19 protein-coding genes are annotated in these 22,027 nt (G+C 72.2%); 8 read left to right on the plus strand and 11 right to left on the minus strand.

What is annotated here, in order from left to right:
• Window positions 1–122: 122 nt before the first annotated feature.
• The 7 genes from ACWDX6_RS19465 to ACWDX6_RS19495 all read right to left on the minus strand — a co-directional run bounded on the left by ACWDX6_RS19465 (window position 123) and on the right by ACWDX6_RS19495 (window position 11,092).
• The gene (locus ACWDX6_RS19465; RefSeq protein WP_451486134.1) at window positions 123–1,589 is read right to left on the minus strand and encodes an aminopeptidase; all 1,467 of its coding nucleotides are present in this window, start codon (window positions 1,587–1,589) and stop codon (window positions 123–125) included.
• Window positions 1,590–1,676: 87 nt separating this feature from the next.
• Window positions 1,677–2,084 carry a hypothetical protein gene (locus ACWDX6_RS19470; RefSeq protein ID WP_451486135.1) on the minus strand — a complete coding sequence of 136 codons (408 nt, stop codon included), beginning with the start codon at window positions 2,082–2,084 and terminating at the stop codon, window positions 1,677–1,679.
• A gap of 65 nt (window positions 2,085–2,149) precedes the next feature.
• Entirely contained in the window at window positions 2,150–2,593 is a 444-nt protein-coding gene (locus ACWDX6_RS19475; RefSeq protein WP_451486136.1) for a hypothetical protein, read from the minus strand.
• Between the two features lie 72 nt (window positions 2,594–2,665).
• On the minus strand, window positions 2,666–6,430 hold the full coding sequence (locus tag ACWDX6_RS19480) for an ABC transporter ATP-binding protein (protein WP_451486137.1): 3,765 nt from the start codon (window positions 6,428–6,430) through the stop codon (window positions 2,666–2,668).
• A gap of 133 nt (window positions 6,431–6,563) precedes the next feature.
• The gene (locus tag ACWDX6_RS19485; protein ID WP_451486138.1) at window positions 6,564–8,246 is read right to left on the minus strand and encodes a thiamine pyrophosphate-binding protein; all 1,683 of its coding nucleotides are present in this window, start codon (window positions 8,244–8,246) and stop codon (window positions 6,564–6,566) included.
• Window positions 8,247–8,501: 255 nt separating this feature from the next.
• The gene (speB, locus tag ACWDX6_RS19490; RefSeq protein WP_451486139.1) at window positions 8,502–9,497 is read right to left on the minus strand and encodes an agmatinase; all 996 of its coding nucleotides are present in this window, start codon (window positions 9,495–9,497) and stop codon (window positions 8,502–8,504) included.
• An 83-nt stretch (window positions 9,498–9,580) separates the two neighbouring features.
• Window positions 9,581–11,092, minus strand: coding sequence for a sodium:solute symporter (locus ACWDX6_RS19495; RefSeq protein ID WP_451486140.1), 1,512 nt, complete (start codon window positions 11,090–11,092; stop codon window positions 9,581–9,583).
• Window positions 11,093–11,255: 163 nt separating this feature from the next.
• Here ACWDX6_RS19495 and ACWDX6_RS19500 point away from each other — a divergent pair, with 163 nt between their 5' ends.
• The 4 genes from ACWDX6_RS19500 (at window position 11,256) to ACWDX6_RS19515 (ending at window position 14,340) form a co-directional block, all read left to right on the plus strand.
• Window positions 11,256–12,710 carry a PucR family transcriptional regulator ligand-binding domain-containing protein gene (locus ACWDX6_RS19500; RefSeq protein ID WP_451486141.1) on the plus strand — a complete coding sequence of 485 codons (1,455 nt, stop codon included), beginning with the start codon at window positions 11,256–11,258 and terminating at the stop codon, window positions 12,708–12,710.
• A gap of 85 nt (window positions 12,711–12,795) precedes the next feature.
• Window positions 12,796–13,590, plus strand: coding sequence for a helix-turn-helix domain-containing protein (locus tag ACWDX6_RS19505; RefSeq protein ID WP_451486142.1), 795 nt, complete (start codon window positions 12,796–12,798; stop codon window positions 13,588–13,590).
• The gene (locus tag ACWDX6_RS19510; protein ID WP_451486143.1) at window positions 13,583–13,795 is read left to right on the plus strand and encodes a DUF397 domain-containing protein; all 213 of its coding nucleotides are present in this window, start codon (window positions 13,583–13,585) and stop codon (window positions 13,793–13,795) included. Before ACWDX6_RS19505 ends, ACWDX6_RS19510 begins: the two co-directional genes overlap by 8 nt.
• A gap of 77 nt (window positions 13,796–13,872) precedes the next feature.
• Window positions 13,873–14,340 (plus strand): hypothetical protein, encoded by a 468-nt coding sequence (locus tag ACWDX6_RS19515; RefSeq protein ID WP_451486144.1) that lies wholly within the window; start codon window positions 13,873–13,875, stop codon window positions 14,338–14,340.
• 4 nt (window positions 14,341–14,344) lie between these two features.
• On the opposite strand, the gene ACWDX6_RS19520 is transcribed toward ACWDX6_RS19515, so the two are convergent.
• A complete protein-coding gene (locus tag ACWDX6_RS19520; RefSeq protein WP_451486145.1) occupies window positions 14,345–14,953 on the minus strand; it encodes a hypothetical protein in 609 nt (202 codons plus the stop codon).
• Window positions 14,954–15,120: 167 nt separating this feature from the next.
• On the opposite strand from ACWDX6_RS19520, the gene ACWDX6_RS19525 reads away from it, so the two are divergent.
• The 3 genes from ACWDX6_RS19525 (at window position 15,121) to tesB (ending at window position 18,436) form a co-directional block, all read left to right on the plus strand.
• A complete protein-coding gene (locus tag ACWDX6_RS19525; protein WP_451486146.1) occupies window positions 15,121–16,275 on the plus strand; it encodes a helix-turn-helix domain-containing protein in 1,155 nt (384 codons plus the stop codon).
• Window positions 16,276–16,402: 127 nt separating this feature from the next.
• A complete protein-coding gene (locus tag ACWDX6_RS19530) occupies window positions 16,403–17,560 on the plus strand; it encodes an acyl-CoA dehydrogenase family protein (protein WP_403294507.1) in 1,158 nt (385 codons plus the stop codon).
• Window positions 17,561–18,436, plus strand: coding sequence for an acyl-CoA thioesterase II (gene tesB, locus ACWDX6_RS19535; RefSeq protein WP_451486147.1), 876 nt, complete (start codon window positions 17,561–17,563; stop codon window positions 18,434–18,436). It abuts the gene before it with no gap.
• Between the two features lie 131 nt (window positions 18,437–18,567).
• Here the strand turns inward: tesB and ACWDX6_RS19540 are convergent, their stop codons facing one another.
• From ACWDX6_RS19540 to ACWDX6_RS19550, 3 genes are all read right to left on the minus strand, one after another.
• A complete protein-coding gene (locus ACWDX6_RS19540; RefSeq protein ID WP_451486148.1) occupies window positions 18,568–19,350 on the minus strand; it encodes a phosphatase in 783 nt (260 codons plus the stop codon).
• 81 nt (window positions 19,351–19,431) lie between these two features.
• On the minus strand, window positions 19,432–19,650 hold the full coding sequence (locus ACWDX6_RS19545; RefSeq protein ID WP_451486149.1) for a hypothetical protein: 219 nt from the start codon (window positions 19,648–19,650) through the stop codon (window positions 19,432–19,434).
• 65 nt (window positions 19,651–19,715) lie between these two features.
• Window positions 19,716–20,327 carry an SACE_7040 family transcriptional regulator gene (locus ACWDX6_RS19550; RefSeq protein WP_451486150.1) on the minus strand — a complete coding sequence of 204 codons (612 nt, stop codon included), beginning with the start codon at window positions 20,325–20,327 and terminating at the stop codon, window positions 19,716–19,718.
• 87 nt (window positions 20,328–20,414) lie between these two features.
• On the opposite strand from ACWDX6_RS19550, the gene ACWDX6_RS19555 reads away from it, so the two are divergent.
• Complete coding sequence (locus ACWDX6_RS19555; protein WP_451486151.1) at window positions 20,415–22,022, plus strand: carboxyl transferase domain-containing protein; 1,608 nt, start codon at window positions 20,415–20,417, stop codon at window positions 22,020–22,022.
• Window positions 22,023–22,027 lie beyond the last annotated feature (5 nt).

The following is a 22,027-nucleotide window of genomic DNA, read 5'->3' on the forward strand; positions in this document are numbered from 1 at the left end:
CCACGTACACCGTGAGCCTCCGGCCCGCGTAACCCCCTGAATCCCCGACCCGACGTCGAACGGCGTGCGGGTCTTTCGCATGGCCCGGGGGGAGAGCCCCCGGGCGCGGCCCACCGTCGGTGTCACGGGCGCAGGCCGTGCTCCCGGGTCAGCTCCTCGTCGGCCGGCTTGTCGAGCCGGGCGTCGAAGCGGGCCAGCGGCCGCGCCGCCTGGGCCGTCTGCGCGTCGACGCCGGCCCAGGCGAGGATGCGCGCCGTGGCCTTGGCGCGCTCGTCCTCGACGAGGGCCTCGACATTGGCGCCGTGGTTGGCGCCCGGGGCGGTGTAGACGTAGCTGTCACGCGCGCCCTTGCCGAGGCGGAACGGTTCCGCGCTCCAGGGGTCGTTGCCGCCGTTCACGAACAGCATCTGGTGGGCGTTCTTGCGGACCCAGTCGTCCACGTCGCGCATCACCCACGGCTTGAACTTCATCGGGATCTCGCGCGGGACGAAGTTCCGGGCGGGCTGGTAGCCGTACCGGGACAGGCCCTCCAGGTGCGGCTGCCTGATGCTGGGCGAGCCGAGTTCGGTCGCCGCCTGGTAGAAGTACGGGGTGTACGGCGCCAGGCCCTGGTCGGTGTAGAAGGACCAGCCGGAGTAGGCGTCGATCGTCTCGTAGACCTCGTCGTCACTGGCGGTGCGCGCGTCCGGGACGGAGCCGCAGACGTCCTCGCCGTAGTACTGCCAGAAGCCCCAGACGAAGTCGAGGACGACGGCCTCGTACGCCTTGTCCAGCGAACCGACGGTCCGGAAGGTGGCGCCCTCGGAGGCGGCCCACTCCTGGTACTTCTTCTGCAGCGGCTCCCGGCGGATCAGCGCCTCGCGCTGCATGGCGTTGAGCCGGTCGCGGCACTCCTTCGTGCCCACGGTCTCGAAGAACCGGTCGTACGCCGAGTCCTCCTTGTTCACGACGTCGTTGGGGGCCACGTAGGCGACGACGCCGTCCATGTCCCGCGGGTAGAAGCGCTCGTAGTACGTGGCCGTCATACCGCCCTTGGAGGCGCCGGTGGAGAGCCACTTCTTCCCGTAGACGCCCTTCAGGGCCGTGAAGATGCGGTGCTGGTCGCTGGCGGCCTGCCAGATGTCCAGCTTGGACCAGTCGGCGGGCTGCGGCCGGGACGGCGTGAAGTAGCGGTACTCCATGGAGACCTGGTTGCCGTCGATGATCCGGGTGGGCTCGCGCCGGCTGGGGTTGGTGCTCAGGCCGTATCCGCTGGTGTGGAAGACGGTGGGGCGGCTCGTGTCCTTGTGGAGGAGGGAGAGCCGCTGCTTGAAGGTGCCCGCCGACGGGCGCCGGTGGTCGACCGGCTGGGTGTACTCCAGGACGAAGAAGCGGTACCCGGCGTACGGCTTCTCCTCGATCAGGCTCATCCCGGGGATCGCCAGGATCCGGTCCTTGATGTCCGTGCTGTTCGCGGTGGCGGACGGACGGTCGGCGGACGCTCCGCCGAACGTGCCGGTGGCCGGCTCCGCGGCGGTAGCCGCACCGGTCGCACCGACGGTGCCTATGAGCACCGTGAGCGACAGCAGCCATCTCAGCGACTTGCGCATTCACCCTCCCCTTGGTTCACAACGGTGTCGCGAACCTAGCGGGGGCAACGTGCGTACCGCCAGACCTGGTTGGCCCTTACCTCTGTATCAGCACAGGATCCATCCGGTGGATCCGCCGCGGCCGGCGACGGAACCGGAGGCGCGGACGCAGCGGTTGAGGGCGTGGACCGTGACGGGGCCGGCCTGGCGGGTGAAGCGGCCGCTGTCGACGGCGGCGCGGCCGCCCCGGGGCTGGAGCGAGACGGCCATCGGACGGCGGGCCCCGGGGGTCCTGGCGACGGTGAGGGCGCACACGTACTGGCGGCTCTTGTAGAGGCGCAGCTCGCCGGTGGCGAAGGGGACCGTCTTCGTGGGGCGGCCGGCGCAGAGGGAGGCCGCGGCGGCGGCGGCCGTGCCGGGGCCGGCCAGCGTGAGGGCGCCGGCGGCGAGCAGCAGCGTGATCAGGTGCGCCAGCAGCCTCAGGCCGGGCGTACTCCCCGCGGTCCCACCGAACATCCGTCTCCCCTCCCGCCTCTTTGCCGTACATGCGTACGACGCAGCGGAGGCGGCGGCGGTTGCGTTCAGCCGAAGTAGGTCAGGACGAGCAGCAGGAAGACGCACTCGGCGCCGATCATGGTCCAGAACGCGGCCTTGCGGGAGGGAGCGGGCTGGGACTCCCCGTCCGGGGTGCACAGGGCGTGGATCCAGGCCGCGGCGGCGACGGCGAGTGCGGTGAGGTAGACCGAGCCCGGGGTGTCCGAGCACCCCTCGCGGTATCCGACGCAGCGGCCGGCGTTCTCCGACATGAGGCCGAGGACCCCGGCCACGACCGTCGCGGGCATCAGCAGCAGCCCGGCCCACAGGGCGCGGGTGCGGAAGCGGCGGGCCTCGTTCGGACGGATCTCGACGGCGGCCGCGGCGCGGGCGCGGACGGCCGGGGCGGAGACCTCCGGGGCGTCGGAGGCGGGCGCCTCGGGGGCGGGGGTGGCGGCCGGGTGCTCCGGGCGGGGCTGGTCGTTGCTCATACGTGCGATTCAACCCCGCCCGGAGCACCCGGTGAACGCGCCGGTGTACTCATCTCCACGGGTGCCGACTACTCACACCCGCTCCGGCTCCTCCTCGCCGACGAACGTCCGCCAGAGCGCGGCGTACAGACCGCCCCGGGCCAGCAGCTCCTCGTGGGTGCCGTCCTCGGCGACCCGGCCGCGGTCCATGACGATCACACGGTCCGCGCGGGCGGCCGTGGTGAGCCGGTGGGCGACCACCAGGGTGGTGCGCGCGTCAGCCCTGGCCGAGGGGTGCCCGTCGGGCGTCGGGCGGGCCGTGCGGCGGCCCGCGAGGCGGTCGGTGGCCTGGTTGACCTGGGCCTCGGTGGCCAGGTCGAGAGCGGCCGTCGCCTCGTCCAGGAGCAGGATGTCGGGGCCGACGAGCTCCGCGCGGGCCAGCGCGATCAGCTGGCGCTGACCCGCGGAGAGATTGCGGCCGCGTTCGGCGACCTCGTGGAGGTAGCCGCCCTCCAGGGTCGCGATCATGTCGTGCGCGCCGACCGCGCGGGCGGCCGCCTCGACCTCGGCGTCGGTCGCGTCGGGGCGGCCGTACGCGATGGCGTCGCGGATCGTCCCGGCGAAGAGGTACGCCTCCTGCGGGACGACCCCGAGCCGGTGGCGGTACGCCGTGAGATCCAGGTCCCGCAGGTCGACGCCGTCGACCGTGACCCGGCCGCTCGTCGGGTCGTAGAACCGGGCGACCAGCTTGACCAGCGTCGACTTGCCCGCGCCCGTCTCGCCGACGAAGGCGACGGTCTGCCCGGCCGGGATCCGCAGGTCGATGCCGGTGAGGGCCGCTTCCTCGTCGCCGTACGCGAAGGAGACGTCCTCGAAGGCGATCTCCCCGCGCAGCGACGGCACGTCCCTGGGCTTGTCGGCGGCGGCCGTCGACGTCGGCTCCTGGAGGAGCTCCTGCATCCGCCTCAGCGACACGGTGGCCTGCTGGTAGCCGTCGAAGACCTGGGACAGCTGCTGCACGGGGGCGAAGAAGAGGTCGATGTAGAGGAGGTAGGCGACGAGCGCGCCGGTGGTCAGCGTGCCGGCCTCGATGCGGTTCGCGCCGACGATCATGACGGCCGCGGCGGCCACGGAGGAGAGCAGTGTGACGAAGGGGAAGTAGATCGAGATCAGCCACTGGCCGCGGACGCGGGCCTCGCGGTAGGCGTCGCTGCGCTCGGCGAACCGGGCCGCTCCCGAGCGCTCGCGCCGGAACGCCTGGACGATCCGCAGGCCGGAGACGGATTCCTGGAGGTCGGCGTTGACGACGCTGATCCGGTCACGGGCCAGCTCGTACGCCTTCACGCTGGAGCGGCGGAAGAAGTACGTGGCGACCGCGAGGACCGGGAGCGTCGCGAAGACGACCAGGGCGAGCTGGAGGTCGAGGAAGAGCAGCGCGACCATGATGCCGAAGAAGGTCACGACGGAGACGAAGGCCGTGACGAGACCGGTCTGGAGGAAGGTGGACAGCGCGTCCACGTCCGTCGTCATCCGGGTCATGATCCGGCCGGTCAGCTCGCGCTCGTAGTAGTCGAGGCCGAGCCGCTGGAGCTGGGCGAAGAGCTTCAGGCGGAGGGCGTAGAGCACCCGCTCGCCGGTGCGGCCGGTCATCCGGATCTCGGCGGTCTGCGCGGCCCACTGCACGAGCACGGTCAGCAGGGCCAGTCCGGAGGCGGCCCAGACGGCGCCGAGGGCGAGCCGGTTGACGCCGTCGTCGATGCCGTGGCGGATCAGGACGGGCAGCAGCAGGCCCATCCCGGCGTCGACGGCGACCAGGCCGAGGCTGATGAGCAGCGGGACCCCGAACCCGTGCAGCAGGCGGCGCAGTCCGTACGCCTCCTCCGGGGTGACTGCCTGGGCCTCGTCGACGTCGGGGGTGTCGGTGGCGGGCGGCAGCGCCTCGACGGCGGCGAGCAGTTCGGGGGTGGCTCCGGGCGCCCGGGTCTCCTCGGGGCCCGCCTCGTCCCGTACCCACAGGGCGGGGGTGATGCCGCGCTCGGCGTCGAATTCGGCGTCGAGTTCGGCACGGAGGGTGTGGTCCTCGGGGATCTCCACCGGGGTGGTGTGACCGGGTGAGACGCCGCCGAGTTCATCGGGGTCGGTGAGCAGCTCGCGGTAGAGCGCGGAGCGGGCCTCCAGCTCCTCGTGGGTGCCGATGTCGGAGAGCCGGCCGTCGTCGAGGACGGCGATCCGGTCGGCGAGGTTGAGGGTGGAGCGGCGGTGGGCGATGAGGAGGGTGGTGCGGCCGGCCATCACCGAGGCGAGGGCCTCGTGGATCTCGTGCTCCACGCGCGCGTCGACGGCGGAGGTGGCGTCGTCCAGGAGGAGCAGCCGGGGGTCGGTGAGGATCGCGCGGGCGAGCGCGATGCGCTGGCGCTGGCCGCCGGAGAGGGTGAGCCCGTGCTCGCCGACCTTGGTGTCGTAGCCCTCGGGCAGCTCGGCGATGAAACGGTCCGCCTGGGCGGCGCGGGCGGCGGTCTCGATCTGCTCCTGGGTGGCGTCCGGGTTGCCGTACGCGATGTTGGCGCGGACGGTGTCGGAGAAGAGGAAGCTGTCCTCCGGGACGAGCCCGATGGCGGCGCGCAGGGAGTCCAGGGTCAGCTCGCGGACGTCGTGGCCGCCGACGAGGACGGCGCCGTGGCTCACGTCGTAGAAGCGGGGCAGGAGGAGCGAGACGGTGGACTTGCCGCTGCCGGAGGCGCCGACGACGGCGACGGTCTCGCCGGAGCGGATCTCCAGGGAGAAGCCGTCGAGGACGGGGCGGCCGTCCTCGTACGCGAAGCCGACGTCGTCGAACTCGACGGTCGCGTCGGCGTCGGCGGGCAGTTCCTTGGTCCCGTCCTTGATCACCGGCTCGGTGTCGATCAGCTCCAGGACGCGGTCGACGCCGGCGCGGGCCTGCTGGCCGACGGTGAGGACCATGGCGAGCATGCGGACGGGGCCGACGAGCGAGGCGAGGTAGGCGGAGAAGGCGACGAAGGTGCCGAGGGTGATCTCGCCCCGGGTGGCGAGCCAGCCGCCGAGCGCGAGGACGGCGACCTGGCCGAGGGCGGGGACGGCCTGGAGCGCGGGGGTGTACCGCGAGTTCAGCCGGATCGTGCGCATCCGCCCGGCGAAGAGCCGGCGGCTGGCGTCACGGATCTTGCCGGTCTCCTGGTCCTCCTGGCCGAAGCCCTTGACGACCCGGACGCCGGTCACGGCCCCGTCGACGACACCGGCGACGGTGGCTGCCTGGGACTGGGCGTACCAGGTGGCGGGGTGGAGACGGGTCCGGCTGCGCTTGGCGATGTACCAGAGGGCGGGGGCGACGGCGAGGGCGACGAGGGTGAGGGGGATCGACAGCCAGGCCATGACGACCAGCGAGATCAGGAAGAGCAGGACGTTCCCTATCGTCATAGGGAGCATGAAGAGGAGCCCTTGGATGAGCTGGAGGTCGCTCGTCGCCCGTCCGACGACCTGACCGGTGGACAGCTCGTCCTGCCGCCGTCCGTCGAGCCGGGTGATGGTGCCGTACATCTCGGTACGGAGGTCGTGCTGGACGTCGAGGGCGAGCCGTCCGCCGTAGTAGCGGCGGATGTAGGTGAGGACGTAGACGACGGCCGCGGCGGCGATGAGGAGGCCGGTCCAGACGGCGAGGGATCGCGTGCCCGCTCCGATGACGTCGTCGATGATCACCTTGGTGATGAGCGGGACGAGCGCGAGCACGGCCATGCCGGCGAGCGAGGACCCGAGCGCGAGGACGACGTTCTTCTTGTACCGCCACGCGTAACCGGCCAGCCTGCGCGCCCAGCCCTCTCGCTTCGGATCCGCCGCCGCCACGTGGTGCCTCCCGTTCGTCCTGCTCTACCGGAAGGCCCAACGCGGGTGGCGGGGGATTTCATCCCGCCACGGCGAAGTACGGTCTCCGGTCCTAGGACCGGAGACCGTAGGGGAGCCGCAGGAGGGGTACCCCTTACAGGTGCGTCGGTTCGAACATCCGGAGGAGGGCGGGGAGGACCACCACCGAGGGGCCCGGGGTGGACAGGGCCTTGGCGAGGTCGGCCGTCAGGGACTCCGGGGTCGTGCGGACGGCCGGGACGCCGAAGGACTCGGCCAGGGCGACGAAGTCGGGGCGGGCGAGTTCGGTGGCGGTGGCCTCGCCGAAGGCGTCGGTCATGTACTCGCGCAGGATGCCGTAGCCGCCGTCGTCGACGATCAGCCAGGTGACGTCGGAGCCGTACTGCTTCGCCGTCGCCAGCTCGGCGATCGAGTACATCGCGCCGCCGTCGCCGGAGACCGCGAGGACCGGGCGGGTCGGGTCGGCCGCGGCCGCGCCGAGAGCCGCGGGGAAGCCGTAGCCGAGGCCGCCCGCGCCCTGGGCCGAGTGCATGGTGTTGGGGTGGCGCGCGTCGAAGGCCGACCAGGCCCAGTAGGCGAGGATCGTCATGTCCCAGAAGCTGGGGGACGTGTCCGGGAGGGCCTCGCGGACCGATGCCACGATCCGCTGCTCCAGGCCGAGGTCCTGGGCCGCGATCCGGTCCCGCACCTTGGTCAGGACGGCCCGCACCCGCTCGGGGGCGGTCGGGTCGTGCCGTACCTCCGTCGTCTCCAGGAGGGCCTGGAGGGCGAGACGCGCGTCCGCGTGGATGCCGAGGGCGGGGTGGTTGGACTCCAGCTTGCCGGCGTCGGCCTCGATCTGGATCACCCGGCCGCGCGGGGCGAAGGTGTGGTAGTTCGAGGACAGCTCGCCGAGGCCGGAGCCGACGACGAGGAGGACGTCCGCGTCCTCCAGGAAGTCGGTGGTGTGCCGGTCCTCCAGCCAGGACTGGAGCGACAGCGGGTGCTCCCACGGGAAGGCGCCCTTGCCGCCGAAGGTCGTCACGACCGGGGCCTGGATCCGCTCGGCGAGCGCCCGCAGCTTGCCGGACGCGTCGGAGCGGACGACGCCGCCGCCCGCGATGATCGCGGGCCGCTCGGCGTTCGCGAGGAGATGCGCGGCCACGGCGGTCAGCTCGGGGCGCGGCACAACCTCCTCCGGGGTGGCGTCCATCGCCGTGACGACGGGAAGCGTCGTCTCGGCGAGCAGCACGTCCTGCGGGATCTCCACCCAGACCGGCCCGTGCGGGGCGGTCAGCGCGGACTCCCAGGCGGCCGCGATCGCGGACGGGATCTGGGACTGGGTGCGGACGGTGTGGACGGACTTCACGATGTCCCGGAAGGACGCCTGCTGGTCGCGCAGCTCGTGGAGATAGCCGTGCCGCCCGCCGCCGAGCCCGGCCACCGGGACCTGGCTGCCGATCGCGAGGACGGGGGCGGAGGCGGCGGCCGCCTCCTGGAGCGCGGCGAGCGACATCAGCGCGCCGGGGCCGGTGGAGAGCAGCAGCGGGGCCGCCTCGCCGGTCATCCGGCCGTAGGCGTCGGCCGCGAAGCCGGCGTTGTTCTCGACTCGCAGCCCGACGTACGTGAGCGAGGAGCGGCGCAGCGCGTCGAACATGCCCAGGGCGTGCTGGCCGGGCAGCCCGAAGACGGTGGTCGCACCGAGGCCGGAGAGGGTCTCGACGACGAGGTCGCCGCCGTTGCGCCCGGCGGGCGGGTTGAGCGCGGCCTCGGTCTGGGCGGCGGTGGGCCGCAGTACCAGGTCGTGGTCGTGGGTCATGGGGTGTCCCTTCCGTCGCGTACCGTCCGCCGGCCGCGAGGGGCGGCGGTACGGCGGGTCGCGGTCGATTCTCGACCGCCCCGGCGGGGGCGTGCGGTGCGGGGGGGGCCGACGTGGTCGGTTCCCCGGCCAGGGGCCGTGGCCATGGGCCGTGGCCCAGGTCTCACGGCCCGAGTCTCACGGCCCGAGCCTCACGGCCCGAGCCTCACGGCCCGGTGACCGGCGCTGAGCGCCGGCCACCGGGCCGGGCGCGGCCTACTTCGCGGGCTGGTCCGCGGTCGCCGCGCGGCCCTCCGCGATCTGGCGGGACATGATCGTCGTCAGCTCGTACGCCGTGTGCGAGGCGGCCACGGCCGTGATCTCGGCGTGGTCGTACGCGGGGGCGACCTCGACGACGTCGGCGCCGACCAGGTTGCAGGAGGACAGGCCGCGCAGGATCTCCAGGAGCTCGCGGGAGGTCATGCCGCCCGCCTCGGGGGTGCCGGTGCCGGGCGCGTGGGCCGGGTCGAGGCAGTCGATGTCGATGGAGATGTACAGCGGGCGGTCGCCGATGCGCTGGCGCAGCTGGTCGGCCACCTCGTCGGCGCCGCGGCGGTAGATGTCCGCCGACGTGACGATGCCGAAGCCCATCTTCTCGTCGTCGGTGAGGTCCTGCTTGCCGTACAGCGGGCCGCGCGTACCGACGTGCGAGAGGGCGGAGGTGTCGAGGATGCCCTCCTCGACGGCCCGGCGGAACGGCGTGCCGTGGGTGTACTCGGCACCGAAGTACGTGTCCCAGGTGTCGAGGTGCGCGTCGAAGTGGAGCAGGGCGACCGGGCCGTGCTTCTTGGCGACGGAGCGCAGCAGCGGCAGGGCGACGGTGTGGTCGCCGCCGAGAGTCATCATGCGGGCGCCGGTGGCGAGGAGGTCGTCGGCGGCCGCCTCGATGGTCTCGACGGCCTCGTTGATGTTGAACGGGTTGGCGGCGATGTCACCGGCGTCGGCGACCTGCGCGAGGGCGAACGGCGAGGCGTCCTGCGCCGGGTTGTACGGGCGGAGCAGGCGGGACGCCTCGCGGATCGCGTTGCCGCCGAAGCGGGCGCCGGGCCGGTAGGACACGCCGCTGTCGAAGGGGATGCCGACCACGGCGATGTCGGCGGTGCCGACCTCGTCGAGCCGCGGCAGCCGGGCGAACGTCGCGGGACCGGCGTACCGCGGGATGCGGGACGAGTCGATCGGGCCTCGGAAAGCGCTCTGGTCGCTGCTGCTCATGGTCGGGTCCTCCTGGGGTGTGTCGGTGGGGTCCGGTCGGGGGCCTCGGGTCTCGGGGCCCCCGACCGGAAGTCTGCGGTGCGTCAGCCGGTCGGGGCGGCCGGCACGGTCTCCGGCGTCTCGTCGGCCTCGCCGCCTTCGGCGGCTCGGGCTCCCTCGGCGGCTTCGGGGTCCTGACCCGCCAGCCGGGCCCGCCAGTTCGCCAGCACGGCGGCGTCCGTCGGGCGGGTCACCAGGGAAACGATCACATAGGCGGCAAGTGATGCCAACAAACCATAGTAAACAGGCTCATTTGCCAAGATTCCGTAAGCCCCCATCAAGCCGATGACGGACAGGCCGCCGACCGTCACGGCCGCCAGCGCGCCCTGCACCGTGCCGCGGCGCCACAGCAGCCCGCCGAGGATCGGCACGAGCAGTCCGCCGACCAGCAGGTTGTAGGCGACGGTCAGGGCCTGGACGACGTCGTTGAGGGCGATGGCGATGCAGATGACGGCGATGCCCATGATCAGGATGAAGAGGCGGTTGCCCTTCACCTCGTCGTGCTCGTCCTCCTTCGAGGACACCACCACGCCGCGCAGACGCGACCAGATGTCGTTGTTGGCGACGGTGGCGCAGGCGATGAGCGCGCCGGAGGAGGTGGACATGACGGCGGCGAGCGCCGCCGCGAGCACGAGTCCGCGCACTCCCATGGGCAGTTCGTCCTTCACGATCGTCGCGAAGGCGTCGTCGGCGCTGGGCAGCTTCGGGTACAGCACCTTGGCGGCCGTGCCGATGACGGCGCCGGCGAGCGCGTACACCAGGCAGTACGTACCGGCGGCGGTGCCGCCCCACTTGGCGACCTTGTCGGTCCGGGCGGTGAAGACCCGCTGCCAGATGTCCTGACCGATGAGCATGCCGAAGGTGTAGATCAGCACGTAGGTGAAGATCGTCTCGCCGCCGATGCCGAGCGGTGCGAAGTACTCGGTGGGCAGCTGCGCCTTCATCTCGGCGAATCCGCCGGCCTTGATGACCGCGATGGGCAGCAGCAGGAGGAGCACGCCGATGGTCTTGACCACGAACTGCACCATGTCGGTGAGGGTGATGGACCACATGCCGCCGAGCGTGGAGTACGCGACGACGATGGCGCCGCCGAGGACGATCGCGACCGTGCGGGGCAGGTCGAAGAGGACGTCGAAGATGGTGGCGTACGCGATGGTCGAGGTGACCGCGAGCATCAGCGTGTACGCCCACATGACCACACCGGAGATGACGCCGGCCCGGCCGCCGTAGCGCAGGTCGAGCATCTCGGAGACGGTGTAGACCTTCAGGCGGGCGATCCGGGCGGAGAAGAAGACGGAGAGGGCCAGCAGGCCGAGGCCGATCGTGAAGACCATCCAGGCGCCGGAGAGGCCGTACTTGTAGCCGAGGCCGACGCCGCCGATGGTGGAGGCGCCGCCGAGGACGATGGCTGCCATGGTCCCGGAGTACATCCAGGGCCCGAGCCGGCGGCCCGCGACCAGGAACTCGCTCTTGGACTTGGCGCGGCGCATGCCCCACCAGCCCATCGCGAGCATGCCGGCCAGATACAGGGCGATCACTGCGTAGTCGACGGCCATGGGCCCTCCCTCGGTCACTTCGGTGGCGTGTCGTGCGGGTGGAGTGACTCCAGTGACTGATCGCGGGGACATCCGCCCGTACCCGCGGCCGCTGGATGCCACGACAGTAGGTGGCCGGAAAGCGACGCAGAAGTGTACGTTTCATCCATCGTTTCCGCTCCGGATGTACGAAGGATCCATGGCGATGCCCGCGCCCCAGGAGCCCGCCTCCACCCCCCCGGCCCCACCGGTCTCGCTGGCGGCACTGCTCGGCCGCCGGGATCTCGGCCTGCGCCTGCTCGCCGGGCCCGAGGACGCCTCCGTCCACTGGGTGCACACCTCGGAGATGGCCGACCCCTATCCGTATCTCCTCGGGGGCGAGCTGCTGATGACGGCGGGCGTGCAGCTCACCGACCCGGCGCGGTATGTCGAGCGGGTGGTGGAGGCGGGGGCGGCGGCGCTCGGTTTCGGCGTCACACCGGTGTACGACACGGTCCCAGCGGCGCTCGTCGAGGCGTGCGAGCGCCATGGGCTGCCGCTGCTCGAAGTGCCCCCGCACACGCCGTTCACGGCGGTGGCCCGGGCGGTCTGGCGGCTGATGGCGGAGGCCCGCCACCAGGAGCTGCGCCGGGTGACCGAGGCGCAGCAGTCGCTGGCGACGGCGGCGGCCCGGCCCGCGCCCGTCCCGGCGGTGCTCGGCGCGCTGGCGTCCCGGCTCGGCGGGCGGGCGGCGCTCTTCGCGGCGGACGGCACGGAGTACGCGGCGGCGGGCCGCGCGGTCCCGCCGGAGGCGAGCGACGCGCTGCGGGAGCTGGTGGCGGTGGTGGGCCCGCGCCCGGGCGGACCGGCCTCCGCGAGCGGCGAGGGGGGCGGGCTGCGGCTCGCGGTGTACGCGCTGGGTGGCGGCGAGGGGCTGGCCCTGGGCCTCGCGGCCGAGCGCCGGGAGGCGGCCGACCACACGATCGCCGGGGTGGCGGTGGTCCTGCTGTCACTGCTGACGGCTCCACACCGGGGCGCCGACGTCTCGGCCCGGGACGCGGCCCTGGTCCGGCTGCTGCTCGGCGCGTCCCCGGCGGAGACGGCGCAGGCCCTGGGCACCGGGCCCTGGACCGTGATCCACGCGCGCGGCGGCGACGGAACCGCCTTGTCGGCGGCGACCCTGGCGGCGGCCCTGGGTACGCCCCTGGTCGACGCGCCGGCCGAGGGAGCGGTACGGCTCCTGCTGCCCGCCGGGCGGGAGGTCGAGCCGCAGCCGGGCTGGGTCCTCGGGGCCAGCGCCCCGGTGGAGGCCCGCGACCTCGCCGCCGCCGACGCCCAGGCCGCCCGGGCGCTGCGGCGGGCCGAGGCGGCCCGGACCCCCCTGGCCCGCCACCGGCCCTCCGGCTTCGGCGGCCTGATGGACCCGGCGGAATCGGCCGCGTACGCCCGAACCCTCCTCGCGCCCCTCTCCGAGCCGCTGACCGAGACCCTGCGCGCCTGGCTCTCCCTCCACGGCAACTGGGACCGCACGGCCGTCGCCCTGGACATCCACCGCAACACCGTCCGCCAGCGCATCGCCCGCTGCGCCACCCTCCTGGACAGGGACCTGGACGACGCGGACGTACGGATGGAGCTGTGGTTCGCCCTTGGCGCTCTGTAGCGATTCCCTCACAGAGGGAGACCAGCGGGGCTAACCTGGCCAGCGGGTCTGGCATGACGGAGCTTTCGCCGCAAGGGAGTTGACCATGACCAACGTCTACGGCCAGTGGCTGAAGGCCCAACGCGAAGCCGCCGGCCTCACCCAACAGGAGGTGGCGGACAGCGCGATCATGACCCGCTCACACATCGCCCACATCGAGGCGGGCCGCCGGATCCCCTCACAGGAGGACGCGCGCCGACTGGACAGGGCGCTGGGTACGGGGGACGTGCTGCAGAGTTTCCTTCCGAAGCAGGAGATGGCAGTCCCGGACTACTTCGGGGCGGCGCTTGAACTCGAACGACAGGCGACGGTGGTCCAGGAGTGCGCGCTGTCCCTCGTGCCGGGCGTCCTCCAGACGGAGGGGTACGCCCGTGCGGTTCTGCGGCCGAGTGTCACTCCCAGGAGCGAAGAGGAATGCGACAGGCTCCTTGTCACACGACTGGAGCGGGGAAAGATCCTCTCAGACCCCGTCACTCCGCTGTTCTGCGCGCTCATGGACGAGGCGGTACTGCGCCGCCACGTCGGGAGCCCGGAGATCATGGCGGAGCAACTGACCCACATCGTCGGCATGGTGGAGTGTGAGCGGATTCGCGTGCACGTACTGCCCTTCGGGGCTGGCTATCACCCTCTGCTTCAGGGGATGTTGTCGCTGATGATGTTCGACGACCAGCCTCCGGTCGCCTACGGCGAGGGGGTGCTCATGGGCAAGTTGCACGACTCGCCCGCCCTGGTCGAGACATTGCAGCGGACTTACACTCTCGCCTTGGGCGACGCCCTCCCCCGCAAGGAATCGCTGGCCCTACTGAGGGCGACGGCAAAGGAATACGAGCGCCATGACTGACCGCACGATCCCGAACGCGGCCGCGCTGAGCGGCTGGCGCAAGTCGTCCTACAGCAGCGGGGATGGCGGCAGCTGTGTCGAGGTCCTGGACGGCTACCGCTCGGGCGTCCCGGTCCGCGACTCCAAGAACCCCCACGGCCCCGCCCTCGTCTTCACCGCCGCTGGTTGGGCCGCGTTCGTCGCTGATCTCAAGGCCGGGCAGTAGGACACCCACCCCCTTTGACCGGCGCGATGCCCACCCGTAGCGTTTGAGCCAAGCCTGAACCGCCGGTGGGGCCACTCATGAGCATCAACGGAGACACTCGCAAGTCGGCGCGGTCCGCCATGGGCATCGTCGCGGCCGCCGCTTGCCTCCTTTCCGTACCCCTGACAGCCTGCGGATCGGGCACCCCGGAGCCCGCGCGGCAGAACCACCAGAGCGCTCACGTCTCGCTCGTCGCCGAGACCCGTGCCGTGGGTGAGAGCCTGCAGCGCCAAGCCACCGCCCAGCACGCGGCCGCACAGAAGACGGCGAAGGCTGAGGAACCTGCGGAGAAGGGTCTCTGCACCACCGACCCCGCCGACCGGGCGAACTGTCGGAACCCGGGCGGCAGGATCGACCCCGACGGCGGGGATCTGGACGGAGACGGCGTGTTCGAGGACCACGAGCCCGTCGGGCCCGGCTACCGGGACCCCCGGGCGTACGACGGGGGCAGGACGTCGGGCGAGACGCAGTGCGACTGGCTTCGCTCTCAGGGGCTCACCTGCTGAGGCCTCACTGCCAGAGCTTGTTCACGGCGGTACGGGTGGTGTTCCTGAAGTCCCCCAGGGGCGCGTCCTTCAGGTCGCCCATCTGACCCCAGCGGACGAGGGTGACGGTGCGGCCGTCGCGGCCGACGGAGAAGAGGTGGATGTCGGAGATCCCGATCTGCGGGTCGGCGGTGTCCAGGCTGTAGACCCAGGCGCCCTCCTCGACGGTGAGCTTGCCGTGGGAGGCACTGACGGCCTGGAGGCCCGGGTTCTGCCGCTCCAGCAGGGGGCCGCAGCCGGCGAGGGCCTTGCGGAGGGTGTCGACCAACTTGGCGGCGTCGGCCTCGGTGCGGGCGACGGTGGTGATCTGGACGCCGTTGGTGTCCAGCTCGGTGGTGAACTCGCGGTAGCGGGTGTTCTGCGCCGGGATCTTGTACGGGGCGCAGAGGGCGCCGCCGTTCTCCGGGACGCCGGTGAAGACCTGGGTGGCGGTCCACGGCGTCGACGACGGCGGCATCTGGGAGGCGGCGAGGAAGGCGGGCTGGGCAGCGGCCTGCGCCGGGGCCGTGGCGAGGGCCGCGAGGCCCAGGGCGGCAGCGGCGGCGGTGGCGAGTGCGGTACGGAGCTTGTTCATGGTGGTGGATCCCCCGTCGGGTCGTTCATTCGGTCAGTGCTCAACCAGCGTGGGGCCGGCGCCCGCCGCCTGCAACGATCACGCGCCCACCATCCGTCCCGGAACCATTCCACCCCCGCTGACGTGCAAAGACGTGAAGAGTGGGACGCAGGGTCAAGGGGGATGGAATGCCGAAGGACGCCGCCGTCGAGGAGTTCGCGCGGCTCGTGCACGCGCTGAAGACGCGGGACGGGCGCAGTTACGAGGCGCTGGGCCGGCGCCTGAGCGTCAGCGCGTCCACCCTCCACCGCTACTGCTCCGGCGCGACCGTCCCGGAGGAGTTCGCCGTGGTCGACCACCTCGCCCTGCTGTGCGGGGCGGAAGAGGAGGAGCGGCGGGCCCTGGAGCTTGCCTGGAGCCGTGCGGACCGCACCCGTCGCCCTCCGGTGCCGGGGCCCGACACCGAGCCCGAGCCCGGCCCGGAACCGAAGCCGGCTCCGGAGCCCGAACCGACCCCGGAGCCTGCGTCCGAGCCCGATCCCGAGCTGGAACCCGTGCACGCCCGCGTGCCGGGCCTCCCGTCCGAGCGGCGGAGGCGCCGGTGGGGGTGGGTGGGCTTGGTCGTCGGGGCGCTGGCGGTCGTGGGGACGGTGACGCTCGGAGCCGTACTCCTGCCCGGGAAGACCCGGGAGCGGGCCGCCGAACCACCGGCGCCGCTGACGTGGACGGTCGCCTCGCACATCTATGAGGACGGGTGCGGGCACACCTACCTCGTGGAGCGGACGCCCCCTCCCCCGCCGGGGTCGGCCGACGTGCGGAGCTGGGCGGCGGCGCAGGGGGCCGTGGACGGCGGCGAGACGCTGGTGCGGGTGTCGGTGCAGGGGAAGGGCGCGGCGGCGGTGGTGCTCCAGGCGCTGCACGTGCGGGTGGTGGAGCGGGGCGCGCCGCTGCCGTGGGCGGCGTACCGGATGGGCGGCGGGTGCGGCGGGGCGGTGACGCCGCGCCGTTTCGAGGTGGACCTGGACCGGCAGCGGCCGGTGGCGCGGGCGCTGGACGGGTACGACGCCTCCGGGGAGGAGGGCCGGACGCTCCCGGCGGTCTCCTTCCCGTACGCGGTCAGCGCCGCCGAGCCGGCGGAGCTGCTGGTCTCGGCGGGGGCGGCGGGGTGCGACTGCCGCTGGTACCTGGAGCTGGAGTGGAGCTCGGAGGGGCGCCGGGGCACGGTCCGGATCGGGGACGAGGACGGCGCACCCTTTCGGACGAGCGGTCTGCGGGGCCGCCCGGCGTGGGAGTACGACTCCGTCGGCCTCAGCTGGGTCCCCGGCGAGGTGCCCAAGGCGTGAGCGGACGTGATCTGGGCAACCCTGGGCGCCCCGGATCTGGACAGCGGCGTGAACCGGTGGGTAACTTGACTGAGCAAGCGCTTAGGCATAGTGGGCCAGGCGCCCAGGACTCCGGAGGAGGCGGCTCGTGCGCCGTACCGTATTCAACGAGGACCACGAGGCGTTCCGGGAGACCATCCGCGCCTTCATCGAGGCCGAGGTCGTCCCCGTGTACGACGAGTGGTTCGCCGCGGGCCAGGCGCCGCGCGAGTTCTACTACAAGCTCGGCGAGCTGGGCATCTTCGGCATCAACGTCCCCGAGGAGTTCGGCGGCGCGGGCCTGGACACGCACAAGTTCGAGGCCGTCCTCTACGAGGAGACCGCCCGCGCGGGCGTCCAGTTCGGCGGCTCCGGTGTGCACGTGCTGCTCGCCCTGCCGTACCTCAAGATGCTCGCCACCGACGAGCAGAAGAAGCGTTACCTCCCGAAGTTCGTCTCCGGCGAGGAGATGTGGGCCCTCGCGATGACCGAGCCGGGCACCGGCTCCGACGTCGCGGGCATGAAGACCACCGCCAAGCTCTCCGAGGACGGCACCCACTACGTCCTCAACGGCGCCAAGACCTTCATCACCGGCGGTGTGCACGCCGACCGCGTGATCGTCTGCGCCCGCACGTCCGCCCCGACGGCCGAGGACCGCCGCCACGGCATCTCCCTCTTCGCCGTGGACACCACGTCCGAGGGCTACTCCATCGGCCGCAAGCTGGACAAGCTCGGCCTGCGCACCTCCGACACCGCCGAGCTGGCGTTCGTCGACGTGAAGGTGCCCGTCGAGGACCTGCTCGGCGAGGAGAACAAGGGCTTCTACTACCTCGGCCACAACCTCGCCTCCGAGCGCTGGGGCATCGCCTTCGGCGCGTACGCGCAGGCCAAGGCCGCCGTCCGGTTCGCGCAGCAGTACGTGCAGGAGCGCACCGTCTTCGGCAAGCCGGTCGCGCACTTCCAGAACACCAAGTTCGAGCTGGCCGCCTGCCAGGCCGAGGTGGACGCCGCCGAGGCCGTCGCCGACCGCGCCCTGGAGGCCCTGGACGCCGGTGAGCTCACGCCCGCCGAGGCCGCCTCCGCCAAGCTGTTCTGCACCGAGGTCGCGCACCGCGTGATCGACCGCTGCCTCCAGCTGCACGGCGGCTACGGCTACATGAACGAGTACCCGATCGCCCGCCTGTACGCCGACAACCGCGTCAACCGCATCTACGGCGGCACCAGCGAGATCATGAAGTCGATCATCGCCAAGTCGATGGGTCTGTAAGTGCCCGAAGCGCACAACGCTCTGGATGTCCTGCTCGATCTGCTCGACCTGGAGCAGATCGAGCAGAACTTCTTCCGGGGGCAGTCCCGTTCGGCCCTCGTCCCCCGCGTCTTCGGCGGCCAGGTGGCCGCCCAGGCGCTGGTGGCGGCGGGCCGGACGGTCCCCGGTGACCGGCTCGCGCACTCCCTGCACGCGTACTTCCTGCGTGCGGGGGACCCGGGCGCGCCGATCGTGTACCAGGTCGACCGGATTCGTGACGGCCGCTCCTTCACCACCCGCCGGGTCGTCGCCGTCCAGCACGGGCAGCCGATCTTCCACCTCTCCGCGTCCTTCCAGACGTACGAGGAGGGGCTGGAGCACCAGGACGACATGCCGGCCGCGCCGGATCCGGAGACCCTGCCGACGGCCGCCGAGATGCTGCCCCGGCACCTCCCGGAGGACGTGGCCCGGCGGCTGATCGAGGCGCGGGCCGCGGTGGACCTGCGGTACGCCGACACCCCGCCGTGGGGCTCGGTCGGGGAGCCGCGCGAGCCGCGCTCGCAGGTGTGGTTCCGTACGAACGGCAAGCTGGCCGACGATCCGCTGCTCCACGTCTGCCTGGCGACGTACGTCTCCGACATGACGCTGCTCGACTCGGTGCTCCTCGCCCACGGGCGGGGCGGCTGGGCGGTCGGCGACGTGGTCGGCGCGTCCCTGGACCACGCGATGTGGTTCCACCGGCCGTTCCGTGCCGACGAATGGCTGCTGTACGACCAGGAGTCGCCGTCCGCCTCGGGCGGCCGCGGCCTGGGCCAGGCGCGGATCTACACCCAGGACGGGAAGCTGGCGATCTCCGTCATCCAGGAGGGTGTCGTCCGCGTCCCGCGACGGGACTGAGGACGCACCGGAGACGCGGAAAGCCCCCGCCCGAGCGACGCCTCGACCGCATGGACGGATACCCGGTCCGCCCATGGCGCGACCCTGCCGCCCGGCCGGCCCGGAGCCGCCCGTCGCCCGGCCGCCAAGCCTCAGGCGGTCAGGCCCGCCGCGTCCAGGACGTACGCCGTCAGCGGCTCGTAGTAGCGCGGGTCGATGACGTGGTCGTCCAGCGGGACGGTGACCTGCATCGTGCCCTCCGCCTCGCCGATGAAGAGGGCCGGGTCGTTGCAGTCCGCGTAGCCGATGGAGTCGACGCCGCGCTGGGCCGCCCGGCCGGCCCAGCCGTGGTCGGCGACCACGAGGTCCGGTCGCGGCTCGCCCATGAGCTCCAGGCCGTCGAGGACCGCGTTCATGGGCTCCGGCGAGTGCGTGTGCCAGAGGGTCGCGCCCCGCTCGAAGACGGCGACGTCGGCGAACTGCACGACGTACCCCTCGTCGGCCGTGAGCCCGCCGGGGATCCGTACGATCTCGCAGCCAGCCGCCCGCAGCGCGGCCGCCACCCGGCTGTGGACGTCGATCAGCGCGCCCGGGTGGCCGGTCGCGAACAGCACCCGCTCCTTGCCCGCGGCCGCCTTGCGCAGGCGGGCGGCCATCCGGTCGAGGCCGTCGACCGTCAGCTCGGGGTCGATGGTGTCCTGCCCGGCCCGGTGGGCGGGATCGTCGTTCACGCCGCACCGCTCGGCCATCACGGCGAGCACGTCCTGCTCGTCGGTCCACCGGTCTCCGAGCTCCAGGCCCAGCCAGTAGTGCCGGTCGCCGTTGGCGAGCTTGCGGTAGTGGGAGAGGTTGTTGTCACGCGGGGTGGCGACGTCTCCCGCGATCCGGGTCCGGACGAGGTGCTCGACAAGGGCGGGGCGGCTGAGTATCGGCATGGCCCCCATTGTGCCGTCATGTGCCGCCGGGGTCCGTCCGTCTCGAACGCCGGACGGTCGGCGGCGCCGCCCACAGGCCCCTCACAAGCGCCACTTGTACTTGCCGCCGCCGACCCATCTCACTTGCGCGGGGTCATCGAGATCGACGTGCTTCCAGCCGACCCGACGCGCCAGCCTGATCACGTCCATCATGTCGTGGGCCACGCCCAGTGTCTCCCCGCCGGCCTGGACCGGACGGAACGGTGGGTCGCCAGGCACGACTCCCAGGACGACGACCGGCCTCCGTACGTCGTCACTCATGCCTCCAGGATGAGCCCCCGGCCGGACACACGCATGTGCTCCGGCACCGTCCCGTCAGACCCCCGTCACACCCCGTCGGCCGCCGCCGCGAAAGCGCCCCGCGCCAGGCGGTGGAGGAGCTCGGCCGTCGCGGTGCGGCCCGGGAGTGACCCCGCGGGGGCGAGGTGAGGGGTCGAGTTCAGCAGGCCGAATACCGCGTGCACGGCGGCTCGCGCGTCCGCCTCGACGAGGGCGGGGTACGTCTCGCGGACGGTCTCCACCCACAGCTCGACGTACTGCCGCTGCAGCTGACGCACCAGCTTCCGGTCGCTCTCCCGGAGGCGGTCCAGCTCACGGTCGTGGAGGGTGATGAGCGGACGGTCGTCGAGCGCGAAGTCGATATGGCCCTCGATGAGCGCGTCGAGCAGCGCCTCGGGCGGGGCCGAGTCCTTTTCCCGCTCCATGGCGCAGCGTTTGCCACCGGTCAGCAGCCGCTCGCTGATCCCGACGAGGAGCTCCGCCAGCATCGCGTCCTTGCCGGGGAAGTGTCGGTACAGACCCGGCCCGCTGATGCCGACCGCCGCTCCTATCTCGTCGACGCCCACGCCGTGGAAGCCGCGCTCGGCGAAGAGGCGGGCAGCCTCCTTGAGGATCTGCTCGCGTCGCGTCGGGGCGTCGGTCCTGGCGGTGGTGGTCATGCGATCGATTCTAGACAATGCGGTTAGCGGTCGTTAACCTGAGCGATATACGTTAACGCTCATTAACCGAGCAAGGGAGCTCAGTCGATGCAGCAGGCACCTGTGCTGACGAGCGCGGCGGACCCCGCCTCGCCGGCCTGGCAGGCCAACGAGGCAGCCCATCACGAGCTGGCCGCGACCCTGCGCGCCAAGCTCGCCGAGGCCGCGCTCGGCGGCGGGGAGAAGGCCCGCGCCCGGCACACCGCGCGCGACAAACTGCTGCCGCGGGACCGGGTGGACACGCTCCTGGACCCCGGCTCACCCTTCCTGGAGCTCGCCCCGCTCGCCGCGAACGGCATGTACGGCGACCAGGCACCGGCCGCCGGGGTCATCGCGGGCATCGGACGGGTCTCCGGCCGTGAGGTCGTGATCGTCGCCAACGACGCGACGGTCAAGGGCGGCACCTATTACCCCATGACCGTCAAGAAGCACCTGCGGGCCCAGGAGGTGGCGCTGGAGAATCGTCTCCCCTGCCTCTACCTCGTGGACTCGGGCGGCGCTTTCCTGCCGCTGCAGGACGAGGTCTTCCCCGACCGGGAGCACTTCGGCCGGATCTTCTACAACCAGGCCCGGATGTCCGGCGCCGGCATCCCGCAGATCGCGGCGGTCCTCGGCTCGTGCACGGCCGGCGGCGCCTACGTCCCGGCGATGAGCGACGAGGCCGTGATCGTACGGAACCAGGGCACGATCTTCCTGGGCGGGCCGCCGCTGGTGAAGGCCGCGACCGGTGAGGTGGTGACGGCCGAGGAGCTCGGCGGCGGCGAGGTCCACTCCCGTACGTCCGGGGTCACCGACCATCTCGCCGAGGACGACGCCCACGCGCTCCGCATCGTCCGCAACATCGTCGCCACGCTCCCCGAGCGCGGTCCGCTCCCCTGGTCGGTCGAGCCGGTCGAGGAGCCGAAGGTCGACCCGGCGGGGCTCTACGGCGCGGTGCCGGTGGACTCCCGTACCCCCTACGACGCCCGCGAGATCATCGCGCGGATCGTGGACGGCTCGCGCTTCCAGGAGTTCAAGGCGGAGTACGGGCAGACGCTGGTCACCGGTTTCGCCCGGATCCACGGCCATCCGGTCGGGGTCGTCGCCAACAACGGCATCCTGTTCTCCGAGTCCGCCCAGAAGGGCGCCCACTTCATCGAGCTGTGCGACCAGCGCGGGATCCCGCTGCTGTTCCTGCAGAACATCTCCGGCTTCATGGTGGGGCGGGACTACGAGGCGGGCGGCATCGCCAAGCACGGCGCCAAGATGGTGACGGCGGTGGCGTGCACACGGGTGCCGAAGCTGACGGTCGTCGTCGGCGGCTCGTACGGCGCGGGCAACTACTCGATGTGCGGCCGGGCCTACTCCCCCCGGTTCCTGTGGATGTGGCCCAACGCCAAGATCTCGGTCATGGGCGGCGAGCAGGCCGCGTCCGTGCTCGCGACGGTCAAGCGCGACCAGCTCGGCGACGACTGGAGCGCGGAGGACGAGGACGCCTTCAAGGCCCCGATCCGCGAGCAGTACGAGACCCAGGGCAACGCCTACTACGCGACGGCGCGGCTGTGGGACGACGGGGTCATCGACCCGATGGAGACCCGGCAGGTGGTCGGCCTCGCGCTCACCGCCTGCGCCAACGCCCCTCTGAACGAACCCGCCTTCGGCGTCTTCCGGATGTGAGTGAC

Source organism: Streptomyces sp. NPDC003027, assembly GCF_053591435.1.

Coding starts and splice junctions, on each gene's coding strand:
- ACWDX6_RS19525 (WP_451486146.1), top strand. CDS start 15,121: ATGCCGAAGGACGCCGCCGTCGAGGAGTTCGCGCGGCTCGTGCACGCG.
- ACWDX6_RS19510 (WP_451486143.1), top strand. CDS start 13,583: ATGACTGACCGCACGATCCCGAACGCGGCCGCGCTGAGCGGCTGGCGC.
- ACWDX6_RS19555 (WP_451486151.1), top strand. CDS start 20,415: ATGCAGCAGGCACCTGTGCTGACGAGCGCGGCGGACCCCGCCTCGCCG.
- ACWDX6_RS19465 (WP_451486134.1), bottom strand. CDS start 1,589: ATGCGCAAGTCGCTGAGATGGCTGCTGTCGCTCACGGTGCTCATAGGC.
- ACWDX6_RS19505 (WP_451486142.1), top strand. CDS start 12,796: ATGACCAACGTCTACGGCCAGTGGCTGAAGGCCCAACGCGAAGCCGCC.
- ACWDX6_RS19470 (WP_451486135.1), bottom strand. CDS start 2,084: ATGTTCGGTGGGACCGCGGGGAGTACGCCCGGCCTGAGGCTGCTGGCG.
- ACWDX6_RS19540 (WP_451486148.1), bottom strand. CDS start 19,350: ATGCCGATACTCAGCCGCCCCGCCCTTGTCGAGCACCTCGTCCGGACC.
- ACWDX6_RS19495 (WP_451486140.1), bottom strand. CDS start 11,092: ATGGCCGTCGACTACGCAGTGATCGCCCTGTATCTGGCCGGCATGCTC.
- ACWDX6_RS19545 (WP_451486149.1), bottom strand. CDS start 19,650: ATGAGTGACGACGTACGGAGGCCGGTCGTCGTCCTGGGAGTCGTGCCT.
- ACWDX6_RS19485 (WP_451486138.1), bottom strand. CDS start 8,246: ATGACCCACGACCACGACCTGGTACTGCGGCCCACCGCCGCCCAGACC.
- ACWDX6_RS19500 (WP_451486141.1), top strand. CDS start 11,256: ATGTACGAAGGATCCATGGCGATGCCCGCGCCCCAGGAGCCCGCCTCC.
- ACWDX6_RS19550 (WP_451486150.1), bottom strand. CDS start 20,327: ATGACCACCACCGCCAGGACCGACGCCCCGACGCGACGCGAGCAGATC.
- speB (WP_451486139.1), bottom strand. CDS start 9,497: ATGAGCAGCAGCGACCAGAGCGCTTTCCGAGGCCCGATCGACTCGTCC.
- ACWDX6_RS19520 (WP_451486145.1), bottom strand. CDS start 14,953: ATGAACAAGCTCCGTACCGCACTCGCCACCGCCGCCGCTGCCGCCCTG.
- ACWDX6_RS19515 (WP_451486144.1), top strand. CDS start 13,873: ATGAGCATCAACGGAGACACTCGCAAGTCGGCGCGGTCCGCCATGGGC.
- ACWDX6_RS19475 (WP_451486136.1), bottom strand. CDS start 2,593: ATGAGCAACGACCAGCCCCGCCCGGAGCACCCGGCCGCCACCCCCGCC.